Below are 20572 nucleotides of genomic sequence, written 5' to 3' on the forward strand. Positions count from 1 at the left end.
AGAGCCCCGCCCCCGCCGCCCCTCCCGCCTCCGTCCGGCCGCCGCCACGCCCGTGATGAACGCTCCACAGCGCGCCTACTTGACGCTCCCCGCGGTGAGCCCGCTGAGCAGATACGGCTCGATGAGGGCGAAGAGCACGACGACCGGCACGATGGCGATGGTGGAGGCGGCGAAGAGGAGGTCCCAGTGCTGCACGTACGCGGTCACGTACGACGTGATGCCCACGGTGAGCGGGCGCATCTCGGCGTCGGTCATCAGGGTGAGGGCCACGATGTACTCGTTCCAGGCCGCGATGAACGCGAAGATCGTCGCGGTCACGATGCCGGGCCGGGCCACCGGCAGGATGATGCGGAAGAGCGCGCCGGCGGCCCCGCACCCGTCGACCGCGGCCGCCTCCTCGATCTCGCGCGGGATCGAGGTGAAGAAGGCGCGCAGGATCCAGATCGCGAAGGCCAGGTTGAAGGCGGCGTTGACCAGGATGAGCGCCGCGTAGGTGTTGATCAGCCCGAGCTCGAAGAACTCGCGATAGAGGCCGACCACGAGCGCGGTGGGCGCGAACATCTGGCTCACCAGCACGAGGAACAGGAAGGCGCTCCGTCCGGGGAAGCGATGCCGCGCGGTGTGATACGCGGCGGGCACCGCGGCCACGATCACCAGCGCGGTGGAGACGACCGCCACCACCAGCGAGACCCGCAGCCAGGACTGGAAGTCGGGATCCCGCAACACCGTCCAGAAGTTGGCGGGCCGCCAGTCCATCGGCAAGAGGCGCGGCGGCGTGATGCGCAGCTCCGCCTCGGGCTTGAGCGCGGTGAGCAGCATCACCAGGTAGGGCGCGAGCACCAGGCCGGCGGCCAGCCACCCCGCCGCGGCCAGCGCGGGGCGACGGATCAGACCGGCTCCTCCCGCCAGCGCGAGACGCGCAGGTACGCGACGACCGCGAGCAGGATCAGGAGCACGTTCACGACGCCCAGCGCGGCGGCCAGGCCCACGTCGCGCAGCGCGCTCTTGAACGCGATCTTGTACATGTAGGTGATCATGGTGTCGTGGGCGAAGCCGGGGTTGCGATCGTTGAGGGTCCACACGATCGGGAACGAGTTGAACACGTAGATCAGGTTGAGCACCGCGGCGACCAGCAGCGCCGGGCGCAGCAGGGGGAGCGTGACGGCGCGGTATGCGCGCCAGGCGGAGGCGCCGTCGACGCGGGCCGCCTCGTAGACTTCGCCGGGAATGGTCTGCAGCCCCGCCAGCAGCACGTAGGTGGTGAAGGGCAGCGAGACGAACACACCCACCGCGATCATGGCGCCCATCACGGTGCCGTCGTCGCCCAGCCAGTCCACCGGACGAGCGAGCAGGCCCGTCGCGGTCAGCAGCCGGTTGAGCAGGCCGAAGTAGTAATCGTAGAGCCACACGAAGAGCTTCGCGGTCATGATGAGCGAGGCCGCCCACGGCACGATGAGCGCCCAGCGCACGAGACGGCGCCCCGGGAACGCCGACTCCAGCAGCTGGGCCAGCGCGAGCGAGATCAGGATGGTGATCGCCACCACGCCCACCACCCACACCACCGTGTTGCCGATGACGGCGGACAGGGCCTCCTGCTCGAGGAGTCGGCGGTAGTTGCGGAGGCCGACCGCGCCCTGGTAGAGGCCGGTGATCGAGTAGCGCCCGAGCGAGGCGCGAACCAGCTCGACGGCGGGATAGACCACCACCGCGCCGATGAGGAGCAGGCTCGGTCCGAGCCAGAGCAGTGCCCGCCCCGCGCCGCGGCCCGGCGCGGCGGTCAGCGAGCGCTCTCCGCCGCGTTCTTCTGGAGGCGGTCGAGGACCTGCTTGGGGTCGCCGCCCGGCTGGACGGCGGCGCCGATGTTCTGCTGCACGTCGAGCTTGACCTTGTCCCACACCGGGTCGGTGGTGGGGGCCAGGCGTGCGCTCGGCAGCGCGGCGAGGTAGGGCTTGAGCTTCTCGTTGCCGCTCATCTTCTCGAGGCCCGACTTCGTCACCGGCAGGAATCCTTCCGCGGTGATCCAGCGGGTGATCTGGTCGGGCTGGTAGTAGAGGTCGAGGAACTGGCGCACCGCCTCCTGGTTGCCCTTCTTCTTGAAGGCCATGAGGTAGTCCTCGACGCCAAGGGTGACCGCGGTGCCCGTGTTGCTCGGCATCTGGGTCACCCCGTAGTTGACCTTCTTCTCGGCGTCCAGCTGGGCGGCGAGGGGGCTGAAACCCATGACCATGCCGACCTTGCCGTCCTTGAAGAGCTGGAAGGCGCCGTCGGTGCGATTGGTCTTGCCCGGATTCACCTGGGTCACCTTGTAGGTGTTGGCGAGCGCGGCGAGGAACTGCAGCGTCTGCACGTTCTTCTCGCTGTTGATGGTCCAGGCGTCGCCCGACTTCCAGTCGCCGCCGTTGTTCCACATCCAGATCGACCACTCGGCCTGCGCCTCTTCGGGGCCCAGCGGCAGCGCGTAGCCGATCGCGTCGCCGCCGGTGGCCTGCACCTTGCGCGCGGCCTGCACGAGCTCGTCCCAGGTGCGCGGCGGCTCGGCCACGCCCGCGCGGGCGAGCAGGTCGCGGTTGTAGAAGAACGCACGGGCGCTCGCGAGGATCGGGAAGCCGTAGAGCGTGTCGCGATAGGTGCCGCCGCGCGCGAAGGCCTCGAGGAAATCCTCGCGGGTCTTCGGCGACAGCGCCTCGTTCGCCGAGTAGAGCAGCCCGTCCTTCGCGTAGCTCGAGAACGAGTTGAGGTTCAGGACGTCGGGCGGCTGGTTGTTCTGGATCATGGTGCTGACCTGCTGGTCGATCGAGTTCCAGTCGATCACCTGCAGGTCGACCTTGGTCCCGGTCTTCTCGGTGTACTGCTGCGCGAGGCCCTGCCAGAACGGCCGCGTGTGATCCTTGCTGTACTCCGCGATGACGACCTTGATCGACCTGGGCTTGTCCGAGCCGCCGCACCCGCCGGCGACGAGGGCGCCCGCGGCGACCAGCGCCAGGACCACGAGACGACGGCTCATCCTCATCGCGCCCATACTACAAAAGTTCTCGCCGAGCGTGTAAGTCTTACTCGACTCGGCGGAGCGCCGCGAGGGCCGCGCGAGTAGAATGGCGGGGTCACCGATCACCCGGGGGCGGCATGCTACTTGCTGCCGCAAGGGAGGCTCCCATGGCGCGTCTCCTCGTCCTGTGCGTTGTCGTGCTGGCCCTGACTGCGTGCTCCGCGTCGTCCGGCGCGCCGAGGGCGCAGCGCAGCGAGTTCGAGGACATCCCGGTCCCGGCCGGGCTCACTCTCGACAACAGCCGGACCACGATCATCGAGTCGCCGACCGTGAAGGCGGCGCGCCTCTTCTACAAGAGCCGCGTCAAGCCCGACAGCCTCGCGGTGGCCTACCGCACCTCGCTGGAGGCCAACGGCTGGCGCCACGTCTCCTCGACCACCTCCGCGAACAACGGAACAATCCAGGTCTACGAGAAACCGGACAGCTCGCTGCAGGTGATGATCTACGAGAGCTGGTACTACACGTGGTCCGAGGTCTCCGCGACGCGGATCGTCGCGCGGCCGAGCACCGCCGCTCCGAGCCGGTAGGCCGAAGGAGGTCGACATGAGACCGATCGCGAAGACGGGCACGCTGTCCCCATTGCTCCTGTGGCTCTTTACCGGTTGCGCGGCCACCTCGCCGGCCTACGTCGCGCCGGTGCAGCCCGCGCGAGGCGGCGACGCGCAGGTCGATCAGCGGATGAGCGCGATGGAGGGGCGAATCAACGACATGAGCCAGCGGCTGGACAAGGTCGACGGCGCGGTGGCCGGTGCCCAGAGCCGCGCCGACGAGGCGGTCCAGAAGGCGGACGGGGTGAATAGTCGCCTGACCCGCCTCTGGTCGAACCGATTCAACCAGAAGGTCTCCGACAGCCTCGAGGTGTACTTCTCGCCAGACAGCATCGAGCTGAGCGACGCGGCGCAGACCGCGCTGCTCGCGGTGGTGAAGGAGATGCAGGCCCACCCGACGCTCACCGTCGAGCTCGGCGGCTACACCGATCCCCGCGGCGCCCTCGATTACAACTACGGCCTCAGCCAGCGCCGGGTGGATTCGGTCCGCCGGTTCCTGATGGACAAGGGCATCCAGCTCGCCCGCATCCAGGCCGCGAGCCTGGGCCCGATCTCGGACTCGAGCATCCCGGACATCAAGAAGCGGCGGGTCACCGTCCGTCTCATGGCGGACCAGGAATAGCCGGCCCGCCCGGCCCGCGCCCGCACCCGGCCGTCAACGACGGCGCCGGGCGCGCGGGCTCACTCCTCGTGCGAGATCGACACGGCACGAGCGCCCGATGGCGACGGGCGGGGCCGGCGGCGGCGATCGCGCTCTTGCTGGCCGGTTGCGTGGTCGCGACGCCGGTGGTGGTGAAGCGGCCGCCCCCGCTGCCCCCGCCCCGTGTCGAGATCAGCCCGGTCGCGCCGTCGCCGGCGCACGTCTGGTTGCCGGGCCACTGGGCGTGGCACCGCAATCACTACGTGTGGGTGCCCGGGCACTGGGAGGTGCCGGTGTCGCCGGGCTACGTGTGGGTCCCCGGTGGATGGGCGCCGCGGGCCGACGGCTACATATGGGTCGAGGGGCACTGGCGGGCGCGGTAGGCCGGTGTGCGTTAGACCACCCCTCAACCTGCCCTCTCCCCTGAGGGAAGAAGGATCGGAGCGGCCACCTGAGGGAGAGGGTTCTCACATCGGGGGGATGAGGCCGTCCTTGCCCACGAGCACGCGGGCGGCGGTGACGGTGCCGTCGGCCTGCTGCTGGGCGGGGATGAACACGTGAGCCCCCGGGCGGAGCAACGTCTTGTCGCCGGCCGCGAAGGTCACGATCGGCACGTCGTTGGGCACGATCACCCGCACGAGGCCGCCCTTGTGCTTGAGGGTGAGCAGCGGGCCCTCGACCCGCTCCACCAGCACATCCACCGTCGCGTTGGTCATGGTGCTGCCCGGAGAGAGGTCCCACGGATAGTGACCCTCGCCGGTGCCGCGCGCGGACTCGGGGAAGATCAGCACCTCCTGCGCCACGAAGGTGCCGTCGCCCTTCGGCCGCGCGGCGGTGCCGACGAAGGCGCCCTCCTTGATGTCACGGAGCGCGGCCTTGACCACGCCGGTCACCGTGTAGTTGTCGGCCAGGCGGACCGGCACCGTGGAGTTGTCGCGCGACACGACGGTGAGGGTCTGGCCCGACACCGTGGCGATGGCGCCCCGCACGCGAATCGGCACCTGCGCGCTCGCACCGGGCGCCGTCGCGACGAGCAGCGCGAAGGTCAGTAGCCGCGTCTTCAGTGTCAGCCGTCTCATGGGAGCAGAACCTTTCCGTCGGTGGGCAGGGTGAGATTCAGGCGCCGCGCCAGCGTGGTCGCGATGTCGCGCATGTCGATGAGCCCCAGCGAGCGGCCGGCCGGCACGCTCGGCCCGATCAGGAAGAACGACGCGCGCAGATCGGGCAGATCGGGGAGCTGGCCGTGCTGCCCGGCCATCGGGGCCTTCGTCACGAGCGTCCCGCTGAGGCCGGAGCCCGCGGTCCAGTCGGTCCGCAGCCCGATCACGAAGGCGGCGCCGGGAAAGCCGCCTCGATCTTTCGCGACGGCCCCGTCCAGCACCCGGTCGATGCCGTGGGCCGGGTCGGCGGCGAGCCGATCGAGGATGGCCTTCACGTGAGCGCGCGTGGCCACGTCCGCGTCGTCCTTCAGCATCACCGCGATGCAGCCGCCGGCGGTCCACGCCATCGCCTTCCAGTCGGTCACCTTGTTCTGCGCGCCCGTCGTGATGAGGCCGGCGCCGCGCAGCTCCACGTTCAGGTTGAGCTGCATCGTGGTCGCGCCGAATCCGTGGTCGGACACGATGGCCACGTAGGCGCGCCCCGGCGCCGCGGTCTCGGCGGCGGCGCGGAGGGTGCCCACCACCGCGTCGAGCCGCTCCAGCGCGGCGAGGCTGTCCGGGCTGAACGGCCCGGTGGTGTGCTCGGTGTGGTCGAGCGAGATCAGGTGCAGCGTGAGCAGGTTGGGTCGCTTCTTCTCGAGGATGCGCACCGCGTACCGCGCGCGCTGCTCGTCGGACTCCACGGTGAGCGCGCGGGGATAGGGCCCGACCTCGGCCTCCAGCTCCGCGATCAGGCCCGGCGTCGAGATCGCGCGCAGCAGCTTGGTATCGTCCGGCGTGCCGGCCCGCCAGAACTCGGGGATGTTCCAGGTCACCCGCGCCCCCACGCTCACCGGCCACTGCACGCTGGCCGTGCTGAGCCCGGCCCGGCTCGCCGCGTCCCACAGGGTCGGTACGCGGATATCCTCCGCGTACCAGTACCAGCCGCCCTGGTTCTCGCGCAGCGGATCGAACACGGTGTTGGCGAGGATGCCGTGCTTGGCCGGCCACACCCCGGTGATCAGCGTGGTGTGGCTCGGGTACGTGACGGTGGGGATCACCCCCTGCACGCCGTCCGCGAAGGTGCCCTCGGTGAGGAAGCGGCGCAGGTTCGGGATCTTCGAGCCGTGCCGGTCGGCCGCGGTCACGTAGTCCGGGCGCAGTCCGTCGATCGAGATCATCAACAGCAGCGGGCTCTGCACCGGCTGCTGCGCGACCGCCACGCCGACCCAGAGCAGCACCGCCATCACCGCGAGCCACACCGAGCGAGCGCGGTCCGGTATCATGGCGGGGACAGCATATAGCAGGATCCCGGGGGACGACCATGACGAGGACGCGACGCCTGGCAGCGCTGCTGGTGACGGCTGTCTGCGCGGGATGGCTCGTCCCGCCGGTTCACGCGCAGGACGTGGAGAAGATCGCGATGTCGCGGGTACGCCTGACCACCGAGCCGGCGCTGACCCAGGGCTGCGCGCGTCTGGGATCGGCGCGCGACGACTCGCTCAAGGACCTGCGCCGCAAGATCGTGCGGTTCGGCGGCAACACCGGCCTGCTCACCTTCGGCGGCCTCGAGGACCTCGAAGTCGTCTTCGCCGAGGTGTTCCGCTGCGCCGATCCTCCGGCCGCCGCTCCGGGCACCGCGCCCGCGCACGTCCCGGTGCCGCCGGCGGGCCCGCCGCCTCCGCCCCCTCCCCCGCCGGTCCGCTGAGCGCCGCCGGCGATCAGCCGGCCGCGAACAGGTCCTTGCGGATGACCGCGTGGACGCCCCAGTTGCCGTCCACGACCTGGGTCACCCCGAAGTCCACGCCGACCGACAGCAGCGAGATCGCCTCGTCCTCACCGAGCCCGCGCGCGGTCATGAGGAAGCGGCGCGCCTTGCGGAAGGCGTCGCGCATGGCCCGGTCCACCGAGGATTCGGCGAAGACGCGGTCCTGCGCGTCCGGGCCCAGCTCGGTCAGGAAGCGGGGGAAGCTGAAGCCGTGGACCACCCACTCGTCGGCCGTCTCGAGCAGCGGGTAGTCGAGCCCGGCCAGCGGCGTGCCGGGCAGCCGAGCGCGCGGGTGCAGCACCAGCTGGACAGTGCCGGTGAGCGAGCACTCGATCGCGGTGCCGCACAGCTCGGAGTCGCCCTGCGAGGCGTGCGGGTCGCCCGCGGAGAGCAGCGCGCCCGGCACCGCGACCGGGTAGAACATGCTCGCGCCCCGGCCGATGCGCCAGTCGTCGATGTTGCCGCCCACGTAGTGGGGCGGAATCGTGTTGCGTGAGCGCTTCGGGCTAGTCCTGCACCAGCTTCAGGAACTGCTGGGTCCTCGCCTCGCGCGGCCGCTCCAGCACCTGATCGGGGGTGCCCTCCTCGACGATGCGGCCGTCGGCCATGAACACGATACGGTCCGCGACCTCGCGCGCGAAGCGCAACTCGTGGGTGACCACGATCATGGTCATGCCCGCCTCCGCGAGCCGCCGGATGACCGACAGCACCTCCGAGACCAGCTCCGGATCGAGCGCGGAGGTCGGCTCGTCGAACAGCATGACCCGGGGCGAGATGGCCAGCGCCCGGGCGATGGCCACGCGCTGCTGCTGCCCGCCCGAGAGGCGCGACGGCAGGTGATCGGCGTGGTAGGCGAGCCCGACGCTCGACAGCAGCGTGGTGGCCCGCGCCCGCGCCACGTCGGGGCGTTCGCCGTGCACCCGCACCGGCGCCTCGCAGATGTTCTCCAGCGCGGTGAGATGCTCGAAGAGGTTGAACTGCTGGAACACCATGCCGATGCGAGCCCGGGCCCGCTCGCGCGCCACGTGCCGCGAGGGACGCAGCGTCCCGTCGACCTGCTCGTAGCCGACGTACTTGCCGCCGACCGTGATCGCCCCGCGGTCCACCGCCTCGAGATGCGCGATCAGCCGCAGCAGCGTGCTCTTGCCGGAGCCGCTCGGCCCCATCAGGGTGACCACGTCGCCGCGGCCCACCGTGAAGTCGACGCCCTGCAGGATCGCGCGGTGACCGTACGACTTCCAGACGTCGGTGCAGCGCACGAACGGCCCGTCCGGGTCGCCCTCGACCCGCGCGGCCTGCGCGCCGACCAGCTCCACCAGGTCCACGCGCGCGCCGTTGCCCGTCGAGACGCCCGCGCGGGCCGTCGCGGCGGCCGGCGCCGCCGACGACGGCGCCTCGGCCGGAGCCGGGCGAAAGCGGAATCCGAAGAAGCGCCCAAGCGCGGTCTCGCCGCGCGGACGCCGGCTGCGGTCGACGTCCGGGCTCACCCGGCGCTCGAGCACGAACTGCACGCCCGCGATCAGGGTGGTGACGGTGAGATACATCACCCCCGCCGCCGCGAACACCGGGAAGAACTTGAAGTTCTGCGCCACGATCTGCTGGCTGCGCAGGGTCAGCTCGTTCACCGCGATGACCGATGCGAGCGAGGTGCCCTTCAGCACGCTGATCGCATCGTTGCCCACCGCGGGCAGGATGGCCCGCATCGCCTGCGGCAGGACGATGCGGCGCAGGGTGAGCAGCGACCCCATGCCGAGCGAGGCGGCGGCCAGGGTCTGGTTGCGGCTCACCGAGAGGATGCCGCCGCGGATGATCTCGCCCGCGAAGGCGGCCTCGTTCAGCGAGAAGCCGATGATCGCGGTGGTCACTGGCGGCATCACGATGCCGATGTACGGCAGGGCGTCGAACAGGAACACCAGCTGCAGCAGCACCGGCGTCCCCCGGATCAGCCACACGTAGGTCCAGGCCAGCCCGGAGAGCACCCGGTAGGGCGACAGCCGCATCAGGGCGATGAGCAGGCCGAGCGCGAGGCCGCCCACCATCGAGGCCGCGAAGATCCGCAGGGTGAGCCACATCCCCTCCAGCAGGAAGGGGAAGGTCAGATACTGGAGGAAGGCCTCCATGTCCCCGCGGCCTCGCGGCCTCTAGACCACCAGGTTAGCGGCCGACCTCGACCGGGATCGCGAGCGTCGGATCGATCCCGTTCTTCTGCATGAGGGCCTTCTGGGTACCGTTGGCCTGCAGCTCGGTGATCGCGTCACTGACCGCCTTCACCAGCTCGTCGTTGCCCTTCTTCACCGCCACCCCGATCTTGATGCCGCTGCGGAAGTAGTAGGCCCGTTCGAACTTGTCGGGGTTGGTCCGCACCACCTGGTCGACGAGCACCACGTCGTACATCGACACGTCGGCCCGATCGTTCTCGATGGCGCGAGACGTGGCGGGGGCGTTCGGGTACGGGGTGATCTCGATCGCGGGCTTGCCCGCGGCCACGCACTTGGCGCTCGCGTCCTGGAAGCCCTTGTCCTCCACCGTGCCCAGGATCGGAGCCGCGCGCTTGCCGCACACGTCCTCGATGGTCTTGATGCCCTTCGGATTGCCCTTCTTCACGATGCCCGCGGTGCCGGTGGTCGCATAGTTGACGAAGTCGGCGGCCTGGGCGCGTGCCGGCGTGTAATAGATATTCGACCAGACGAGCTGGATCTGGTTGGCCTGCAGCGTCGGGATCAGGGTGCCGAAGTCGAGGCCGACCAGCTCGTACTTCAACCCGAGGCACTTCATGGCCGCGTCCACCATGTCCGGATCTTGACCGATGATCTTGCTCGGATTGTTCGGGTCCCGGTACATGATCGGAGGCAGCGTCGGATCGAGCCCGACCTTCAAGGTCTTCCCCGCGAGCCCCGGATACCTGGTCGCCACCTTGTCGGGCTCGCACGCCGCCTGCGCCGGCCCCGCCGCCAGCCCGAGCATCGCCCCCACCAGCCCCGCCAGAACCATCCGCCCGATGTGCGTCATCTCCAGCCTCCGTTCCTCGCGACTACCGGTGCACTGCAGTCCCGGGCACTACGCGCCCGTCTTGCTCCGCTGGCGCAGCAGGTGCCGGCCCCGCCCCGCCTCGCTCACCAGCTGCCCGTCGCGCGCGACGACCTCGCCCCGCGAAAGCGTCAGCACCGGGAGGCCGCGCAGCTGGAACCCGTTGAACGGGTCGTAGCCGGCGCGCGAGTGCAGGCGCCGCTCGTCCACCACCGCGGTACGGGCCGGGTCGAAGAGCACCATGTCCGCATCGCCGCCCACCGCGATCGTGCCCTTCCGCGGGTAGAGCCCGAAGATGCGCGCCGGATTGGTCGAGAACGCGGCCACGAAGGTCTGGAGCTCGATCCGGCCCCCGCTCACGCCCTCGGAGTAGATCACCCGCATCTCGGTCTCGAGGCCCGGCACCCCGTAGGGGATCCGCGTGAAGTCAGCCGCACCCTCCGCCTTCTGCTCCACCGTCCACGAGGTGTTGTCGCTGCCGATGGCCTGGATGTCACCCGAGCGCAGGCCCTCCCACAGCGCGGACTGGTCGCGCGCGGTGCGGAGCGGCGGGGCGCCGACGAACTTCGCGGCCTCGGTGCCGCCGGCCGCGTAACGGTCCTCGGTGAGGGCCAGGTAGATCGGCCGCGTCTCGGCCCAGATCCGCAGGCCGCGCCGGCGCGCCCGGCTCACCGCCTCCAGCGCGTCGGCGCACGAGAGGTGCACGATGTAGATCTCGGCATCCACCAGCGCCGCGTACTCGATGGCCCGGCGGGTCGCCTCCGCCTCGGCGGCCGCGGGTCGGCTCTGCGCGTAGTAGCGCGGATCGCGCCGGCCGGCGGCCAGCAGGTTGCGCGTGCAGTGATCGAGCATGTCGCCGTTCTCGGCGTGCACGTTGACGATGACCCCGACCTGGCGGGCGGCCTCGAACACCCGGAGCAGCGCCTCGTCGGCGATCCGGAACTCGTTGATCATGAACACCTTGAGGCTCGGATAGCCGAAGTCGACCAACCGCGGGATCTCGGCGAGGGTCGCGTCGCTCGCATCCCCGACGATGACGTGGAAGCCGTAGTCGATGTGCGAGCGTCCGACCGCCTTGGCCTTCCACGCCTCGATGGCCCCGGTGAGCGTCTGGCCGCGCCCCTGCCAGGCGTAGTCGCAGATCGTGGTCACCCCGCCGCAGGCCGCCGCGGCGGTGCCGGACTCGAAGTCGTCGGCGGTGCGGACGCTGCCGACCTCGGCGTCCAGGTGCGTGTGCACGTCCACCCCGCCCGGGAGGACGAGCAGCCCGGTGGCATCGATCTCGCGGCGCCCCGGCGGGAGCGAGGGCGCGAGGGCGGTGATGGTCCCGCCGTCGACGCCCACGTCGGCCCGAAAAGACGCGCTGGCCGTCGCCACCGTGCCGCCGCGGACCACCAGCTCGTGGCTCATCGCGCGTCCGGATCGGGGGCCGAGTCCACCGGCAGGAGCGGAGCGATCTCGTCGTAGAAGCGCAGGAGGTGGGCCCGCAGCCCGTGCTCCACCGCGGCCAGATCGCCCCGCCTGAGCGCGGTGACGATGTCGGCGTGCTCGTCGAGGGCGCGCAGGTCGCGGCCGACGCGGGTGAACGCGAAGTGCTGGTAGCGCCGCTGGTGGCGCTTCAAGCTCTCGTGGATCTGCGCGACCTTGCGATTGCCGGAGGCGGCGACCAGGATGTCGTGGAACCCGAGCCCCAGCTCGAAGTTCGCCTCGAGATCGACCTGCGCGCCGGCCGCGCGCGCTCGATTCACCTGCTCCTCCATCGCCTGCAGCGCCGCGTCGTCGAGTCGCTCGATGGCCAGCCGGGCCGCGAAGCACTCCAGCATAATTCGCACGTCGAGCATGTCGCGCAGGTCCGCCGCGCTCAGGTCACTCACCCGCGCCCCGCGATAGGCCAGCGAGGTGATCAGCCCTTCCGTCTCGAGAATGCGGATGGCCTCGCGCAGCGGCGAGCGGCTCACCCCGAGCAGCGCCACCAGCTCGCGCTCCCGGATGCGCTCGCCCGGCTTGAGCCGGCCGGCGATGATGGCGTCCCGGAGCGCGTCGACGACGCGCTCGCGGATCAGCCCCGGGTCGGTGAACCGGATTCGCGATTGGGAGTCCTGGCTCAAAGGTGGTCGATTGTATACCAGGCGCCGCGGAGACCCGTCAACGGCAAATGGATGGGATCAGGAGTATTCTTCCCGGGTGGCCTGGGACCCCGCGCAGTACCTGAAGTTCGCCGACCACCGGCTGCGGCCGGCGATCGACCTGCTGAACCGCGTGGCCCTCGACCATCCCGGCGAGGTCTACGACCTGGGCGCCGGCGCCGGCAACGTGACCCGCCTGATCAAGGAGCGCTGGCCCGAGGCCCGGGTCACCGGCGTGGACGACTCGCAGGCCATGCTCGCCAAGGCCGCGGCCACCGCCCCGACCATCATCTGGCAGCACGCGGATCTGGCGACCTGGCGCGCGCCACGGCCCGCCGATCTCATCTATTCCAATGCCGCGCTCCACTGGCTCGCCGGGCACGAGCGCCTGTTCCCCGCCCTGCTGGAAGGCCTGACCGCCGGCGGGATGCTCGCGGTACAGATGCCGCGCAACTTCGGGGCGCGCTCGCACACCGCCATCTCCGAGGCGGCGCTGGCGGGGCCCTGGCGCGGCCGGCTCGAGCCGCTGCTGCGGCCCGCGCCGGTGGCCGACCCGGATTTCTACTACGACGTGCTGGCTTCGAAGGTGGCTTCGCTCGACATATGGGAGACCGAATACCTGCAGATCCTGGAAGGCGCCGATCCGGTCAAGGAGTGGACGAAGGGCACCTGGCTCCGGCCGCTCCTCGACGCGCTGGAGGAGCCCGAGCGCGGCCGCTTCGAAGCCGCCTACGCCGCGCTGGTGGCCCGCGCCTACCCGCCCCGCCCGGACGGGCGCACGCTGTTCCCGTTCCGGCGTCTCTTCATCGTGGCGCGAGCGCGCTGACCCGTGAAGATCGACGCGATCGACATCTACTGGCTGAAGCTGCCGCTGGCCTTCGTCTGGCGCACCTCCTACGCGGACCAGCACGTCACCGACACGATCCTCGTCCGCATGGAGAGCGACGGGCACTACGCGTGGGGCGAGAGCTGCCCGCCCTACATCCCGGGCTACTCGGCCGAGCACACCCTGGCCACCTACCACACGCTGCGCGAGCACATGGCGCCGCGGATCATCGGCCAGAGCCTCGAGACGTCGCGCGACCTGCTCGACCGGCTGGGCTTCATCAAGGGCAACCAGTTCGCGCGGGCCGCGCTGGACATCACCTGGTGGGTGCTCGAGGCCAAGCGGCGGGGGCTGCCGCTCCACCGGGCTCTCGGCGGCACCGCGGACCGGGTCGCGGTCGGAGCCGACTTCGGCGTCCAGGACTCGCTCGACGTCCTGATGGAGAAGATCGCCGGGGCCATCGAGGCGGGCTTCCCCCGCATCAAGCTCAAGTTCCGCCCGGGCTGGGACCTCCCCATGGTAGAGGCGGTGCGCTCGACCTTCCCGCGGTTCACCTTCCACATCGACTGCAACGCCGCGTACGGGCCGGCCGATACCGAGCTGTTCCGCTCGCTGGACCGGTTCGGCCTCGCCATGATCGAGCAGCCGCTCGCCGACGACGGCATGAGCCTGGTCAACCACGCCGACCTGCAGCGGCGCATCGAGACGCCGGTGTGCCTCGACGAGAGCGCCCACAGCCTGGCCCACGTGCAGGCCGCCATCCGCCTCGGGAGCTGCCGGGTCGTGAACGTCAAGATGGCCCGCGTGGGCGGCCTGACCGAGTCCCGCGACATCCAGGCCCTCTGCGCCCAGCACGGCATCCCGTGCTGGATCGGCGGGATGCTCGAGAGCGCGGTCGGCGGCGCGATCTGCGCCGAGCTGGCGACGCTGCCCAACTTCACCTACCCGGGCGACATCTTCCCGTCGTCGTACTTCTACACCAACGACCTGGGCAAGCCCGAGATCGTGCTGAGCGGGCCCGGCGAGGTGGCGACATCCACCGTGCCGGGCATCGCCCAGGAGCCGGATCCCGATCTGCTGAAGCGCTGGACCGCGGAGCACGCCTCGTTCCGGGCAGATTGACCGAGTCGCATCTGCGCGGGTTCAACCATGCCCGCGGTTGCCGCGGCTGATCGCTCCCCGCGTTTTCGCGATATCGAAGATTTCCACCCATGCCGGGGGGTGGCATCCTGATTGCTGTGCTCAAACGCGGTGTCATGCACTCTTCACTGGGCTGCCATCCGGACGTCGTGAGCCGGGGCTAGTCTTCCGGCAATGAGGAGGCGAGCATGAGTCATCGTGAGCACGCGGCAGCGGTCGCCAGTCGGTTCGAAGGCCGATGCACCTGCGCGGGCATGGACGGCGGCGTCGATTGCCCCTGGTGCCAGGTGTTCTACGACGTGCTGCGGGGCCATCCCCTGGTTGCGCCGCCCGCGCACCGGCGGCTGCCGAGCCTCACCACGGTGGGCTCGGAGGAGGCCTGATCCTCCGCGTCGGCTAGGCGAGCCGCTGGCGCGGCTGTCGACTCGCGTGCAGGTGCCGCTGCAGGAACGGGATCAGCTTGTCCCAGGCGTCCCGCGCGGGCCCCTCGCGGTAGCGCTCGTCATTGGTGAAGTTCAGGAACGCGTGGCCGGCCCCGTCGTAGCGATGAAACTCGTGAGCCTTCTTGTACCGGTCGAGGTGAGCGGAGATCTTGTCCACGTCGGCCGGCGACGGGTTGGTGTCGTCGTTGCCGAAGAAGCCCGCGATCGGACAGTGCACGTAGGGCGTGAGATCGAACGGGGTCGGGCCGTTGCCCCACGCCTTCATGATGTTGCCGCCATAGAACACACCCGCCGCCTTGAACACCGGCTTCGACGCGGCCATCAGGTAGGCCACCCGCCCGCCCATGCAGAAGCCGATGATGCCGACGTCGCCCAGCTGGGTGTCCTTCAGGCGGCGCGCGTAGTTCACCGCGGCGTTGACGTCGCTGATGACCTCGGGATCCCGCAGCCGGCCGATGCGGGTCATCATGTCGCCATCCTCGGGCTGCCGGTGGTAGAGATCCGGCGCGATGGCGAGGTAGCCCTGCTGGCTGAGGGTCTCGACCCGGTCCTCGATGAACCGGTCGACACCCGGTCCGTGCTGGATCACGATCACCGCGGGGAATGCCCGGCCGAGGCTCGGCATCCCCACGTAGAGGCGCATCGGTGAGCCATCGACGTCGATGCGGTCCCACTGCGCCATGCCGCGCCTCCCCCTACAAACGCCCGTGAGAAAAACGGCCCGGAGGCGGAACCGGTCTGCCGCCTGCCGGGCCTCGGTTTCTCGCGCGCAGGATCCACGTCCTGCGGCATGTCCCGACCGTGGGCCGGGATGTCGTCGTGCCTCTCAGCTGGATGAGCGCGCCATCAGGCCGGACTCACGCCCGATGACGCGCCGTGCTCGTCGGGTGGCGTGTTCTCCATCCTGATCTCCTTCCTTGGTGCACTGCGCGACGGATGCCGGCGCCGGCATCCGTCGCTTTCAGCAAAACGCTGCCGGGCGGTCGTTGTCAAGCGGGAAGGCGGGCGAGTACACTTTGTCCATGTCTCGGCTGAGGGTGCGGTGTCTCGTGCTGCTGACCCTAGCGCTGGCGCCCGCGAGCGGGTGGGCGCAGGCCGGACCCGTGAGCGCATCGGGCGGCGTCGCCGCCGGCGGCATGCGTCCCGTGTTCCGCCCGCCGGTGAATCGGCCGCCGATCATTCGTCCGCGGCCGCCGATCCTCCCGTTCTTCTCCTGCTGCGCCGACTTCTCGTACGTCCCGGATGAGCCGCCGCCGATGGTCGCACCGCCGCCACCGACGGTCATCGTGATCGTCCCGTCGCCGCCGACGCTGGTGTACGTCCCGACTCCGCGGGTGGAGCCTGCGCCGGAGATCGCGGACCCGAAGGGCACGTGGGCCCGCCACGGCAACGGCAAGGAATACCCGTACACCTGGGTGTTCCAGCCTGCGTATCCGGCGCGCTAGGAAGGCACCCGCGGCTCAGCCGCGTGGGTCTCGGCGGGGAGCAGCCGGTCCATCTCGGCCGGGCTGAGGAGCCTCATCGGGCGACCCTCACGGAGCGGGCAGACGACCGAAGAGCGCCTCCAGCGCGAGCCCGACCCCGAGCAAGCGGCGGTCGCTGCCCGCGGGCCCGTCCAGCGCGAGTCCGATCGGCAGCCCCCCCGCGGTGCGGCCGATCGGTATGCTGAGGCCGGGGAGACCCGCGTTGCTGCCCGGATCGGTGTTCTGGATGAACGTGGGAAACGTCGGCACGTCGGCGCCATTGAGCTTCGTCTTCTCGTCGTCGCCGATGGGCGCGGCGGGCAGCGGCGTGGTCGGAAACGCGAGCGCCACGATCCGGTGCTTCCGGAACGTCTCGGCGTAGAGCTGCTGCAGCGCCGGCCGCGCGGCCAGCGCGTCGAGATACGCCTTCTGCGGGACCGCGTCCTTGGCGCCCGGCACGATCGCGGAGGCGAAGAGCCCCTTCACGTCCGGGCTGGCGATCTGCCCGGCGAGCCCGGCCAGGTCGAGCGGGATCCGGTAACGCTTGAGGTACGCGGTCAGGTCCACGTTCGCCTCGTAGAGGGCGACCGGGAAGCTCACCTTGGCGTTCAGATCGACCAGTCCGGCCATGTCGACGTCGACGATCTCGGCGCCCGCCTGCCGGAGCCGGTCGAGCGCGGCATCGGTCAGCTGCTCGACCTCGGTGTCCAGGTTGCGGAAGAAGACCGCGCGGTCGACGCCGATGCGCAGGCCGGCCAGGGGCGGCGCGGCCACCCGATCGCGGGTGCCGGTGATGATGGTGTCCAGCAGCACCAGGTCCGCCACCTCGCGCGCCATCGGGCCCGCGGTGTCGCGGGTGTGGGCGATCGGGGTGATGCCCTCTTGCGCGTAGCGCCCGAGCGTCGGCCGCAGGCCCGCGATTCCGTTGAGGGCGGCCGGGATGCGCACCGAGCCGCCGGTGTCCGACCCGAGGCCGGCCGCGGCCATCCGCGCGGCGATCGCGTTGCCGGTGCCGCCCGAGGAGCCGCCCGCGATGCGTGCCGGGTCGTAGGCGTTGCGCACCGGCCCGAACGCGGCGTTGTTGCTGGTGATGCCGAAGGCCAGCTCGTGCATGTTGGTCTTGCCGAGCACGATCGCGCCGGCGCGGATCAGCTTCTCGGCGACCGGGGCGTTGCGGGTCGGCACGAAGCCCCGGAGGCCGGGCGTGCCCGCGGAGTTGGGCAGGCCGGCCACGTGGATGTTGTCCTTCACCACGATGGGCACGCCGTGGAGCGGGCCCGCGAAGCTCTTGCGGGCGGCCAGCGAGTCGGCCTTGCGGGCGGCCGCGAGCGCCCGCTCGCGATCGAAGGTGATGAAGGCGTTGAGATCGCGCTTGCGCTCGACGACCTCCACGAGGGCCTTCATCAGGTCCTCGCTGGTGAGGGTGCCGGCCCGGATGCGCGCGGCCGCCTCGGTCGCGGACAGCTCGGTCAGCGCCTGCGCGCCCGCCGACGCCGGGCCGATCGCCATCACGATGCCGATCGCGGCCAGCGCGGCCACGGCCCAGGTGCGCAGCATGGGAGGATTCTGGCATACTCCCCGGCATGACGCGAGCCAGGCTCAACGGGATCGAGATCGACTACGAGGTGAGCGGACGCGGACCCGCGGTGCTGCTGAGCCACGGGTACTCGGCCACCCGGCGGATGTGGGACGACCAGCACCGCGCGCTCGGCGATCGCCACCGCGTGATCAGCTGGAGCATGCGCGGACACGGCGAGACCGAGAGCCCGGCCGATCCCGCCGCGTACTCGGCGGACCAGACCGTGGCCGACATGCGCGCCCTGCTCGGTCACGTCGGGGTGGAGCGCGCGGTGATCGGCGGCCTCTCCCTGGGCGGCTACGTCTCGCTCGCCTTCTATCTGGCGCATCCGGAGATGGTGCGCGCGCTGGTGATCTGCGACTCCGGCCCCGGCTACCGCAACGCGGACGCGCGCCGGCAGTGGAACGAGCGCGCCCAGGAGCGTGCGGTGGCGCTGGAGACGCGCGGCCTGGACGCCCTCGGCCGCAGCCGGGAGGTGCGCGAGTCGGCCGGCCTCCATCGCTCCGCCCAGGGGCTGGCTCACGCCGCGCGGGGCATGCTGGCCCAGGAGGGCTCGCGGGTGATCGACGGGCTCGGCGCCATCGACGTGCCGACCCTCATCATCGTGGGAGACCGAGACCAGCCCTTCATCGCCCCCTGCGAGTACATGGCGAAGAAGATCTCCGGGGCGAGGCTCGAGGTGATCCGGGACGCCGGACACTCCTCGAACCTCGACCAGCCGGAGGCCTTCAACCGCGTGCTGCGCGACTTCCTCGACGGATTGCCAGCGTAGAGGGCTGCTTTTCAGCAGCCCGCCTACTGCACGGGGGAAAACGCGGACGGCATCATGATCTTGTTCGCCATCGTGTGCAGCGTGTCCGCGCCGCCCGGGGGCGGCCAGATCCCCTTCTCGCGCGCGGTGTTCCGGATGGCGGCCCGCTCGTCCAGGCTCTTGTAGGCCCAGATGTGGATGAAGCGGTTGGCCTCGCCGTGCTCGACGTGGCCGGCCAGGGCGATCGGCGACAGCTTCACGCGCTCCTCGATCTTCGACTCCCATCGCTTGATCAGGTCCGGCAGCGTGCCCGCCTTCATGGTGTAGTAGCGCATCTCGAAGTAGGGGCCCATCTTGGCCGGCTTGAGGTCGGGAATGAACGCGAACGGCACCACGATCTCCGACTGCATGGTCTCGATGAACTCGGCGATCTTGGGCGGCCAGATGCCCGCCTTCACCGCCTCGGCCCGCAAGCGGTTGCGCTCGCCGAGGTTCTCGTAGGGCCACACGTGGATGATCTCGTTCAGCGGGCCGATCTCGGTGTGCCAGAAGGCGGCCAGCGGCGAGATCTTCTTGCGGCTCTCGTAGGCCTCGCCGAAGCGCTTCTCGACCTCGGGCAGGCTGCCGACCTTCACGCGGTAGGTCCGGATCTCGTAGATCACGCGGCTCTCCTTTTCTGCGGGGAAGACGACCGGGCTACTGGGCGGTCCAGCCTCCGTCGATCACCAGCTCGCTGCCCGTCACGAACGATGATTCGTCCGACGCGAGATACAGCACTCCGTACGCGACCTCGTCGGGCTCGCCGTAGCGCCCCATCGGGATGCGCGACACCATGTACTCGTAGTGGCCGGGATCGTGGCGGCGCGCCTCGGTCATCGGCGTCACCACCGGCCCCGGATGGACCGAGTTGCAGCGGATGCGCTCGCGCGCGTACTGCACCGCGGTGGCCTTGGTCAGCGTGCGCACCGCGCCCTTGGAGGCCTGGTACCACGGGCTGCTCCGCTCCATGCCCACCATGCCGAGCTGCGAGGAGATGTTGACGATGGAGCCGCCGCCCGCGCGCCGCATCGCGGGGATCGCCGCCTTCGTGCCCAGGAACACGCCCTTGGCGTTGACGTCCATGCCGCGGTCCCACGCCGCCTCGGTGGTGTCCTCGATGAGGCTGCCCCCGCCCACGCCCGCGTTGTTCACCAGCACGTCGAGCCGGCCGAAGCGCGACTCCGCGGCGGCCACCGCGCGCTCCCAGTCCGCCGCGCTGGTCACGTCGAGGTGCACGTAGACCGCCTGGCCGCCCGCGCCCCCGATCTCGCCCTCGACCCGCTTGCCGTCCGCGTCGAGGATGTCGCCGATCACCACCCGCGCCCCCTCGCGCGCGAAGAGGAGCGCCTCCGCGGCGCCCATGCCGCGCGCCCCGCCGCTGATCAACGCGACCTTGCCCGCGAGCCTCATCGGGTGCCGAAGAGGCGGTCGCCCGCGTCGCCGAGGCCGGGCACGATGTAGCCGTGGTCGTTGAGATGGCTGTCGATGGCCGCGGTGTAGACCGGCACGTCGGGATGCGCGGCGTGGAAGCGCTCGAGCCCCTCCGGGCACGTGAGCAGGCACACGAACCGGATCGAGCGGGCCCGCGTCGCCTTCACGCGGCTCACCGCGGCCACCGCCGAGTTGCCGGTGGCGAGCATGGGATCGAGCACCACCGCGTCGCGCTCCTGCATGTCCTGCGGCACCTTGAAGTAGTACTCGACCGCCGCCAGCGTCTTCGGATCGCGATAGAGGCCGACGTGGCCGACGCGCGCGCTCGGCAGGATGCCGAGCATGCCGTCGAGCAGACCGTTGCCCGCACGCAGGATCGACACCAGCACGATCTTCTTGCCGTCGAGCAGCCGGATCGTGGTCGGCCCCACCGGGGTCTCCGCAGCCACCTCGTGGGTGGGCAGCTCTCGCGTCACCTCGTAGGCCAGGAGCATGCTGATCTCCGCGAGCAGCCTGCGGAACTCGGAGGTGCTCGTGTCCTTCTTCCGCATGAGGCCGAGCTTGTGCTGCACGAGAGGATGCCCGATGACGACGACGTCGTCCAAG

General features: G+C 70.6%; 23 protein-coding genes and 1 pseudogene. 9 read left to right on the plus strand and 15 right to left on the minus strand.

Annotated features, from left to right (window positions below; all coding sequences use genetic code 11):
• Positions 1-75: 75 nt before the first annotated feature.
• The 3 genes from VKN16_06865 to VKN16_06875 all read right to left on the minus strand — a co-directional run bounded on the left by VKN16_06865 (position 76) and on the right by VKN16_06875 (position 3004).
• Entirely contained in the window at positions 76-840 is a 765-nt protein-coding gene (locus VKN16_06865; GenBank protein ID HME93919.1) for a carbohydrate ABC transporter permease, read from the minus strand.
• Between the two features lie 47 nt (positions 841-887).
• Positions 888-1703 carry a sugar ABC transporter permease gene (locus VKN16_06870; protein ID HME93920.1) on the minus strand — a complete coding sequence of 272 codons (816 nt, stop codon included), beginning with the start codon at positions 1701-1703 and terminating at the stop codon, positions 888-890.
• Between the two features lie 74 nt (positions 1704-1777).
• Complete coding sequence (locus VKN16_06875; GenBank protein HME93921.1) at positions 1778-3004, minus strand: extracellular solute-binding protein; 1227 nt, start codon at positions 3002-3004, stop codon at positions 1778-1780.
• Positions 3005-3153: 149 nt separating this feature from the next.
• On the opposite strand from VKN16_06875, the gene VKN16_06880 reads away from it, so the two are divergent.
• The 3 genes from VKN16_06880 (at position 3154) to VKN16_06890 (ending at position 4617) form a co-directional block, all read left to right on the plus strand.
• The gene (locus VKN16_06880) at positions 3154-3573 is read left to right on the plus strand and encodes a hypothetical protein (GenBank protein ID HME93922.1); all 420 of its coding nucleotides are present in this window, start codon (positions 3154-3156) and stop codon (positions 3571-3573) included.
• A 16-nt stretch (positions 3574-3589) separates the two neighbouring features.
• On the plus strand, positions 3590-4216 hold the full coding sequence (locus VKN16_06885) for an OmpA family protein (GenBank protein HME93923.1): 627 nt from the start codon (positions 3590-3592) through the stop codon (positions 4214-4216).
• 68 nt (positions 4217-4284) lie between these two features.
• A complete protein-coding gene (locus VKN16_06890) occupies positions 4285-4617 on the plus strand; it encodes a hypothetical protein (GenBank protein HME93924.1) in 333 nt (110 codons plus the stop codon).
• Between the two features lie 84 nt (positions 4618-4701).
• Here the strand turns inward: VKN16_06890 and VKN16_06895 are convergent, their stop codons facing one another.
• Together VKN16_06895 and VKN16_06900 are read right to left on the minus strand one after the other, a co-directional pair.
• Positions 4702-5313: a hypothetical protein gene (locus VKN16_06895; protein ID HME93925.1), complete on the minus strand. Its 612-nt coding sequence runs from the start codon at positions 5311-5313 to the stop codon at positions 4702-4704.
• Complete coding sequence (locus VKN16_06900) at positions 5310-6659, minus strand: ectonucleotide pyrophosphatase/phosphodiesterase (protein ID HME93926.1); 1350 nt, start codon at positions 6657-6659, stop codon at positions 5310-5312. The genes VKN16_06895 and VKN16_06900 overlap by 4 nt, the downstream gene beginning before the upstream one ends.
• 38 nt (positions 6660-6697) lie before the next feature.
• On the opposite strand from VKN16_06900, the gene VKN16_06905 reads away from it, so the two are divergent.
• A complete protein-coding gene (locus VKN16_06905) occupies positions 6698-7081 on the plus strand; it encodes a hypothetical protein (protein ID HME93927.1) in 384 nt (127 codons plus the stop codon).
• A 13-nt stretch (positions 7082-7094) separates the two neighbouring features.
• Here VKN16_06905 and VKN16_06910 read toward each other — a convergent pair.
• The 5 genes and pseudogenes from VKN16_06910 to VKN16_06930 all read right to left on the minus strand — a co-directional run bounded on the left by VKN16_06910 (position 7095) and on the right by VKN16_06930 (position 12276).
• Positions 7095-7631: pseudogene (locus VKN16_06910) on the minus strand (acetamidase/formamidase family protein).
• Positions 7632-7647: 16 nt separating this feature from the next.
• On the minus strand, positions 7648-9261 hold the full coding sequence (locus VKN16_06915) for an amino acid ABC transporter permease/ATP-binding protein (GenBank protein ID HME93928.1): 1614 nt from the start codon (positions 9259-9261) through the stop codon (positions 7648-7650).
• Between the two features lie 34 nt (positions 9262-9295).
• A complete protein-coding gene (locus VKN16_06920; protein ID HME93929.1) occupies positions 9296-10150 on the minus strand; it encodes an ABC transporter substrate-binding protein in 855 nt (284 codons plus the stop codon).
• A 48-nt stretch (positions 10151-10198) separates the two neighbouring features.
• A complete protein-coding gene (gene hydA, locus VKN16_06925; GenBank protein HME93930.1) occupies positions 10199-11578 on the minus strand; it encodes a dihydropyrimidinase in 1380 nt (459 codons plus the stop codon).
• A complete protein-coding gene (locus VKN16_06930; protein ID HME93931.1) occupies positions 11575-12276 on the minus strand; it encodes a GntR family transcriptional regulator in 702 nt (233 codons plus the stop codon). The genes hydA and VKN16_06930 overlap by 4 nt, the downstream gene beginning before the upstream one ends.
• A 76-nt stretch (positions 12277-12352) precedes the next feature.
• Between VKN16_06930 and VKN16_06935 the strand changes: the two genes are divergently transcribed.
• From VKN16_06935 to VKN16_06945, 3 genes are all read left to right on the plus strand, one after another.
• Positions 12353-13120 carry a methyltransferase domain-containing protein gene (locus VKN16_06935; protein ID HME93932.1) on the plus strand — a complete coding sequence of 256 codons (768 nt, stop codon included), beginning with the start codon at positions 12353-12355 and terminating at the stop codon, positions 13118-13120.
• A gap of 3 nt (positions 13121-13123) precedes the next feature.
• Positions 13124-14242 (plus strand): o-succinylbenzoate synthase, encoded by a 1119-nt coding sequence (menC, locus tag VKN16_06940; protein ID HME93933.1) that lies wholly within the window; start codon positions 13124-13126, stop codon positions 14240-14242.
• Between the two features lie 206 nt (positions 14243-14448).
• The gene (locus VKN16_06945) at positions 14449-14643 is read left to right on the plus strand and encodes a hypothetical protein (protein HME93934.1); all 195 of its coding nucleotides are present in this window, start codon (positions 14449-14451) and stop codon (positions 14641-14643) included.
• Positions 14644-14656: 13 nt separating this feature from the next.
• Here VKN16_06945 and VKN16_06950 read toward each other — a convergent pair whose 3' ends face one another.
• Positions 14657-15385 carry a dienelactone hydrolase family protein gene (locus VKN16_06950; protein ID HME93935.1) on the minus strand — a complete coding sequence of 243 codons (729 nt, stop codon included), beginning with the start codon at positions 15383-15385 and terminating at the stop codon, positions 14657-14659.
• A gap of 340 nt (positions 15386-15725) precedes the next feature.
• On the opposite strand from VKN16_06950, the gene VKN16_06955 reads away from it, so the two are divergent.
• Positions 15726-16148 carry a hypothetical protein gene (locus VKN16_06955; GenBank protein ID HME93936.1) on the plus strand — a complete coding sequence of 141 codons (423 nt, stop codon included), beginning with the start codon at positions 15726-15728 and terminating at the stop codon, positions 16146-16148.
• An 87-nt stretch (positions 16149-16235) separates the two neighbouring features.
• Here the strand turns inward: VKN16_06955 and iaaH are convergent, their stop codons facing one another.
• The gene (gene iaaH, locus VKN16_06960) at positions 16236-17723 is read right to left on the minus strand and encodes an indoleacetamide hydrolase (GenBank protein ID HME93937.1); all 1488 of its coding nucleotides are present in this window, start codon (positions 17721-17723) and stop codon (positions 16236-16238) included.
• A 26-nt stretch (positions 17724-17749) separates the two neighbouring features.
• Between iaaH and VKN16_06965 the strand changes: the two genes are divergently transcribed.
• Entirely contained in the window at positions 17750-18517 is a 768-nt protein-coding gene (locus VKN16_06965) for an alpha/beta fold hydrolase (protein HME93938.1), read from the plus strand.
• 23 nt (positions 18518-18540) lie between these two features.
• Here VKN16_06965 and VKN16_06970 read toward each other — a convergent pair whose 3' ends face one another.
• Genes VKN16_06970 through upp form a run of 3 tightly spaced genes read right to left on the minus strand, consistent with a single transcriptional unit; the run spans position 18541 to position 20571 of the window.
• The gene (locus tag VKN16_06970) at positions 18541-19158 is read right to left on the minus strand and encodes an NIPSNAP family protein (GenBank protein HME93939.1); all 618 of its coding nucleotides are present in this window, start codon (positions 19156-19158) and stop codon (positions 18541-18543) included.
• Between the two features lie 34 nt (positions 19159-19192).
• On the minus strand, positions 19193-19945 hold the full coding sequence (locus tag VKN16_06975; GenBank protein ID HME93940.1) for a glucose 1-dehydrogenase: 753 nt from the start codon (positions 19943-19945) through the stop codon (positions 19193-19195).
• Positions 19942-20571 (minus strand): uracil phosphoribosyltransferase, encoded by a 630-nt coding sequence (upp, locus tag VKN16_06980; GenBank protein ID HME93941.1) that lies wholly within the window; start codon positions 20569-20571, stop codon positions 19942-19944. The genes VKN16_06975 and upp overlap by 4 nt, the downstream gene beginning before the upstream one ends.
• Position 20572 lies beyond the last annotated feature (1 nt).

The organism is Candidatus Methylomirabilota bacterium (genome assembly GCA_035315345.1).
In the GTDB taxonomy this organism is placed as follows: Bacteria; Methylomirabilota; Methylomirabilia; order Rokubacteriales; family CSP1-6; genus CAMLFJ01.

Excerpts from the sequence above, each read along its gene's own strand:
- VKN16_06875 (HME93921.1), bottom strand. The coding sequence starts at position 3,004 with ATGAGCCGTCGTCTCGTGGTCCTGGCGCTGGTCGCCGCGGGCGCCCTC.
- VKN16_06880 (HME93922.1), top strand. The coding sequence starts at position 3,154 with ATGGCGCGTCTCCTCGTCCTGTGCGTTGTCGTGCTGGCCCTGACTGCG.
- VKN16_06885 (HME93923.1), top strand. The coding sequence starts at position 3,590 with ATGAGACCGATCGCGAAGACGGGCACGCTGTCCCCATTGCTCCTGTGG.
- VKN16_06895 (HME93925.1), bottom strand. The coding sequence starts at position 5,313 with ATGAGACGGCTGACACTGAAGACGCGGCTACTGACCTTCGCGCTGCTC.
- VKN16_06900 (HME93926.1), bottom strand. The coding sequence starts at position 6,659 with ATGATACCGGACCGCGCTCGCTCGGTGTGGCTCGCGGTGATGGCGGTG.
- VKN16_06905 (HME93927.1), top strand. The coding sequence starts at position 6,698 with ATGACGAGGACGCGACGCCTGGCAGCGCTGCTGGTGACGGCTGTCTGC.
- VKN16_06915 (HME93928.1), bottom strand. The coding sequence starts at position 9,261 with ATGGAGGCCTTCCTCCAGTATCTGACCTTCCCCTTCCTGCTGGAGGGG.
- VKN16_06920 (HME93929.1), bottom strand. The coding sequence starts at position 10,150 with ATGACGCACATCGGGCGGATGGTTCTGGCGGGGCTGGTGGGGGCGATG.
- hydA (HME93930.1), bottom strand. The coding sequence starts at position 11,578 with ATGAGCCACGAGCTGGTGGTCCGCGGCGGCACGGTGGCGACGGCCAGC.
- VKN16_06945 (HME93934.1), top strand. The coding sequence starts at position 14,449 with ATGAGTCATCGTGAGCACGCGGCAGCGGTCGCCAGTCGGTTCGAAGGC.
- VKN16_06950 (HME93935.1), bottom strand. The coding sequence starts at position 15,385 with ATGGCGCAGTGGGACCGCATCGACGTCGATGGCTCACCGATGCGCCTC.
- VKN16_06955 (HME93936.1), top strand. The coding sequence starts at position 15,726 with ATGTCTCGGCTGAGGGTGCGGTGTCTCGTGCTGCTGACCCTAGCGCTG.
- iaaH (HME93937.1), bottom strand. The coding sequence starts at position 17,723 with ATGCTGCGCACCTGGGCCGTGGCCGCGCTGGCCGCGATCGGCATCGTG.
- VKN16_06965 (HME93938.1), top strand. The coding sequence starts at position 17,750 with ATGACGCGAGCCAGGCTCAACGGGATCGAGATCGACTACGAGGTGAGC.
- VKN16_06975 (HME93940.1), bottom strand. The coding sequence starts at position 19,945 with ATGAGGCTCGCGGGCAAGGTCGCGTTGATCAGCGGCGGGGCGCGCGGC.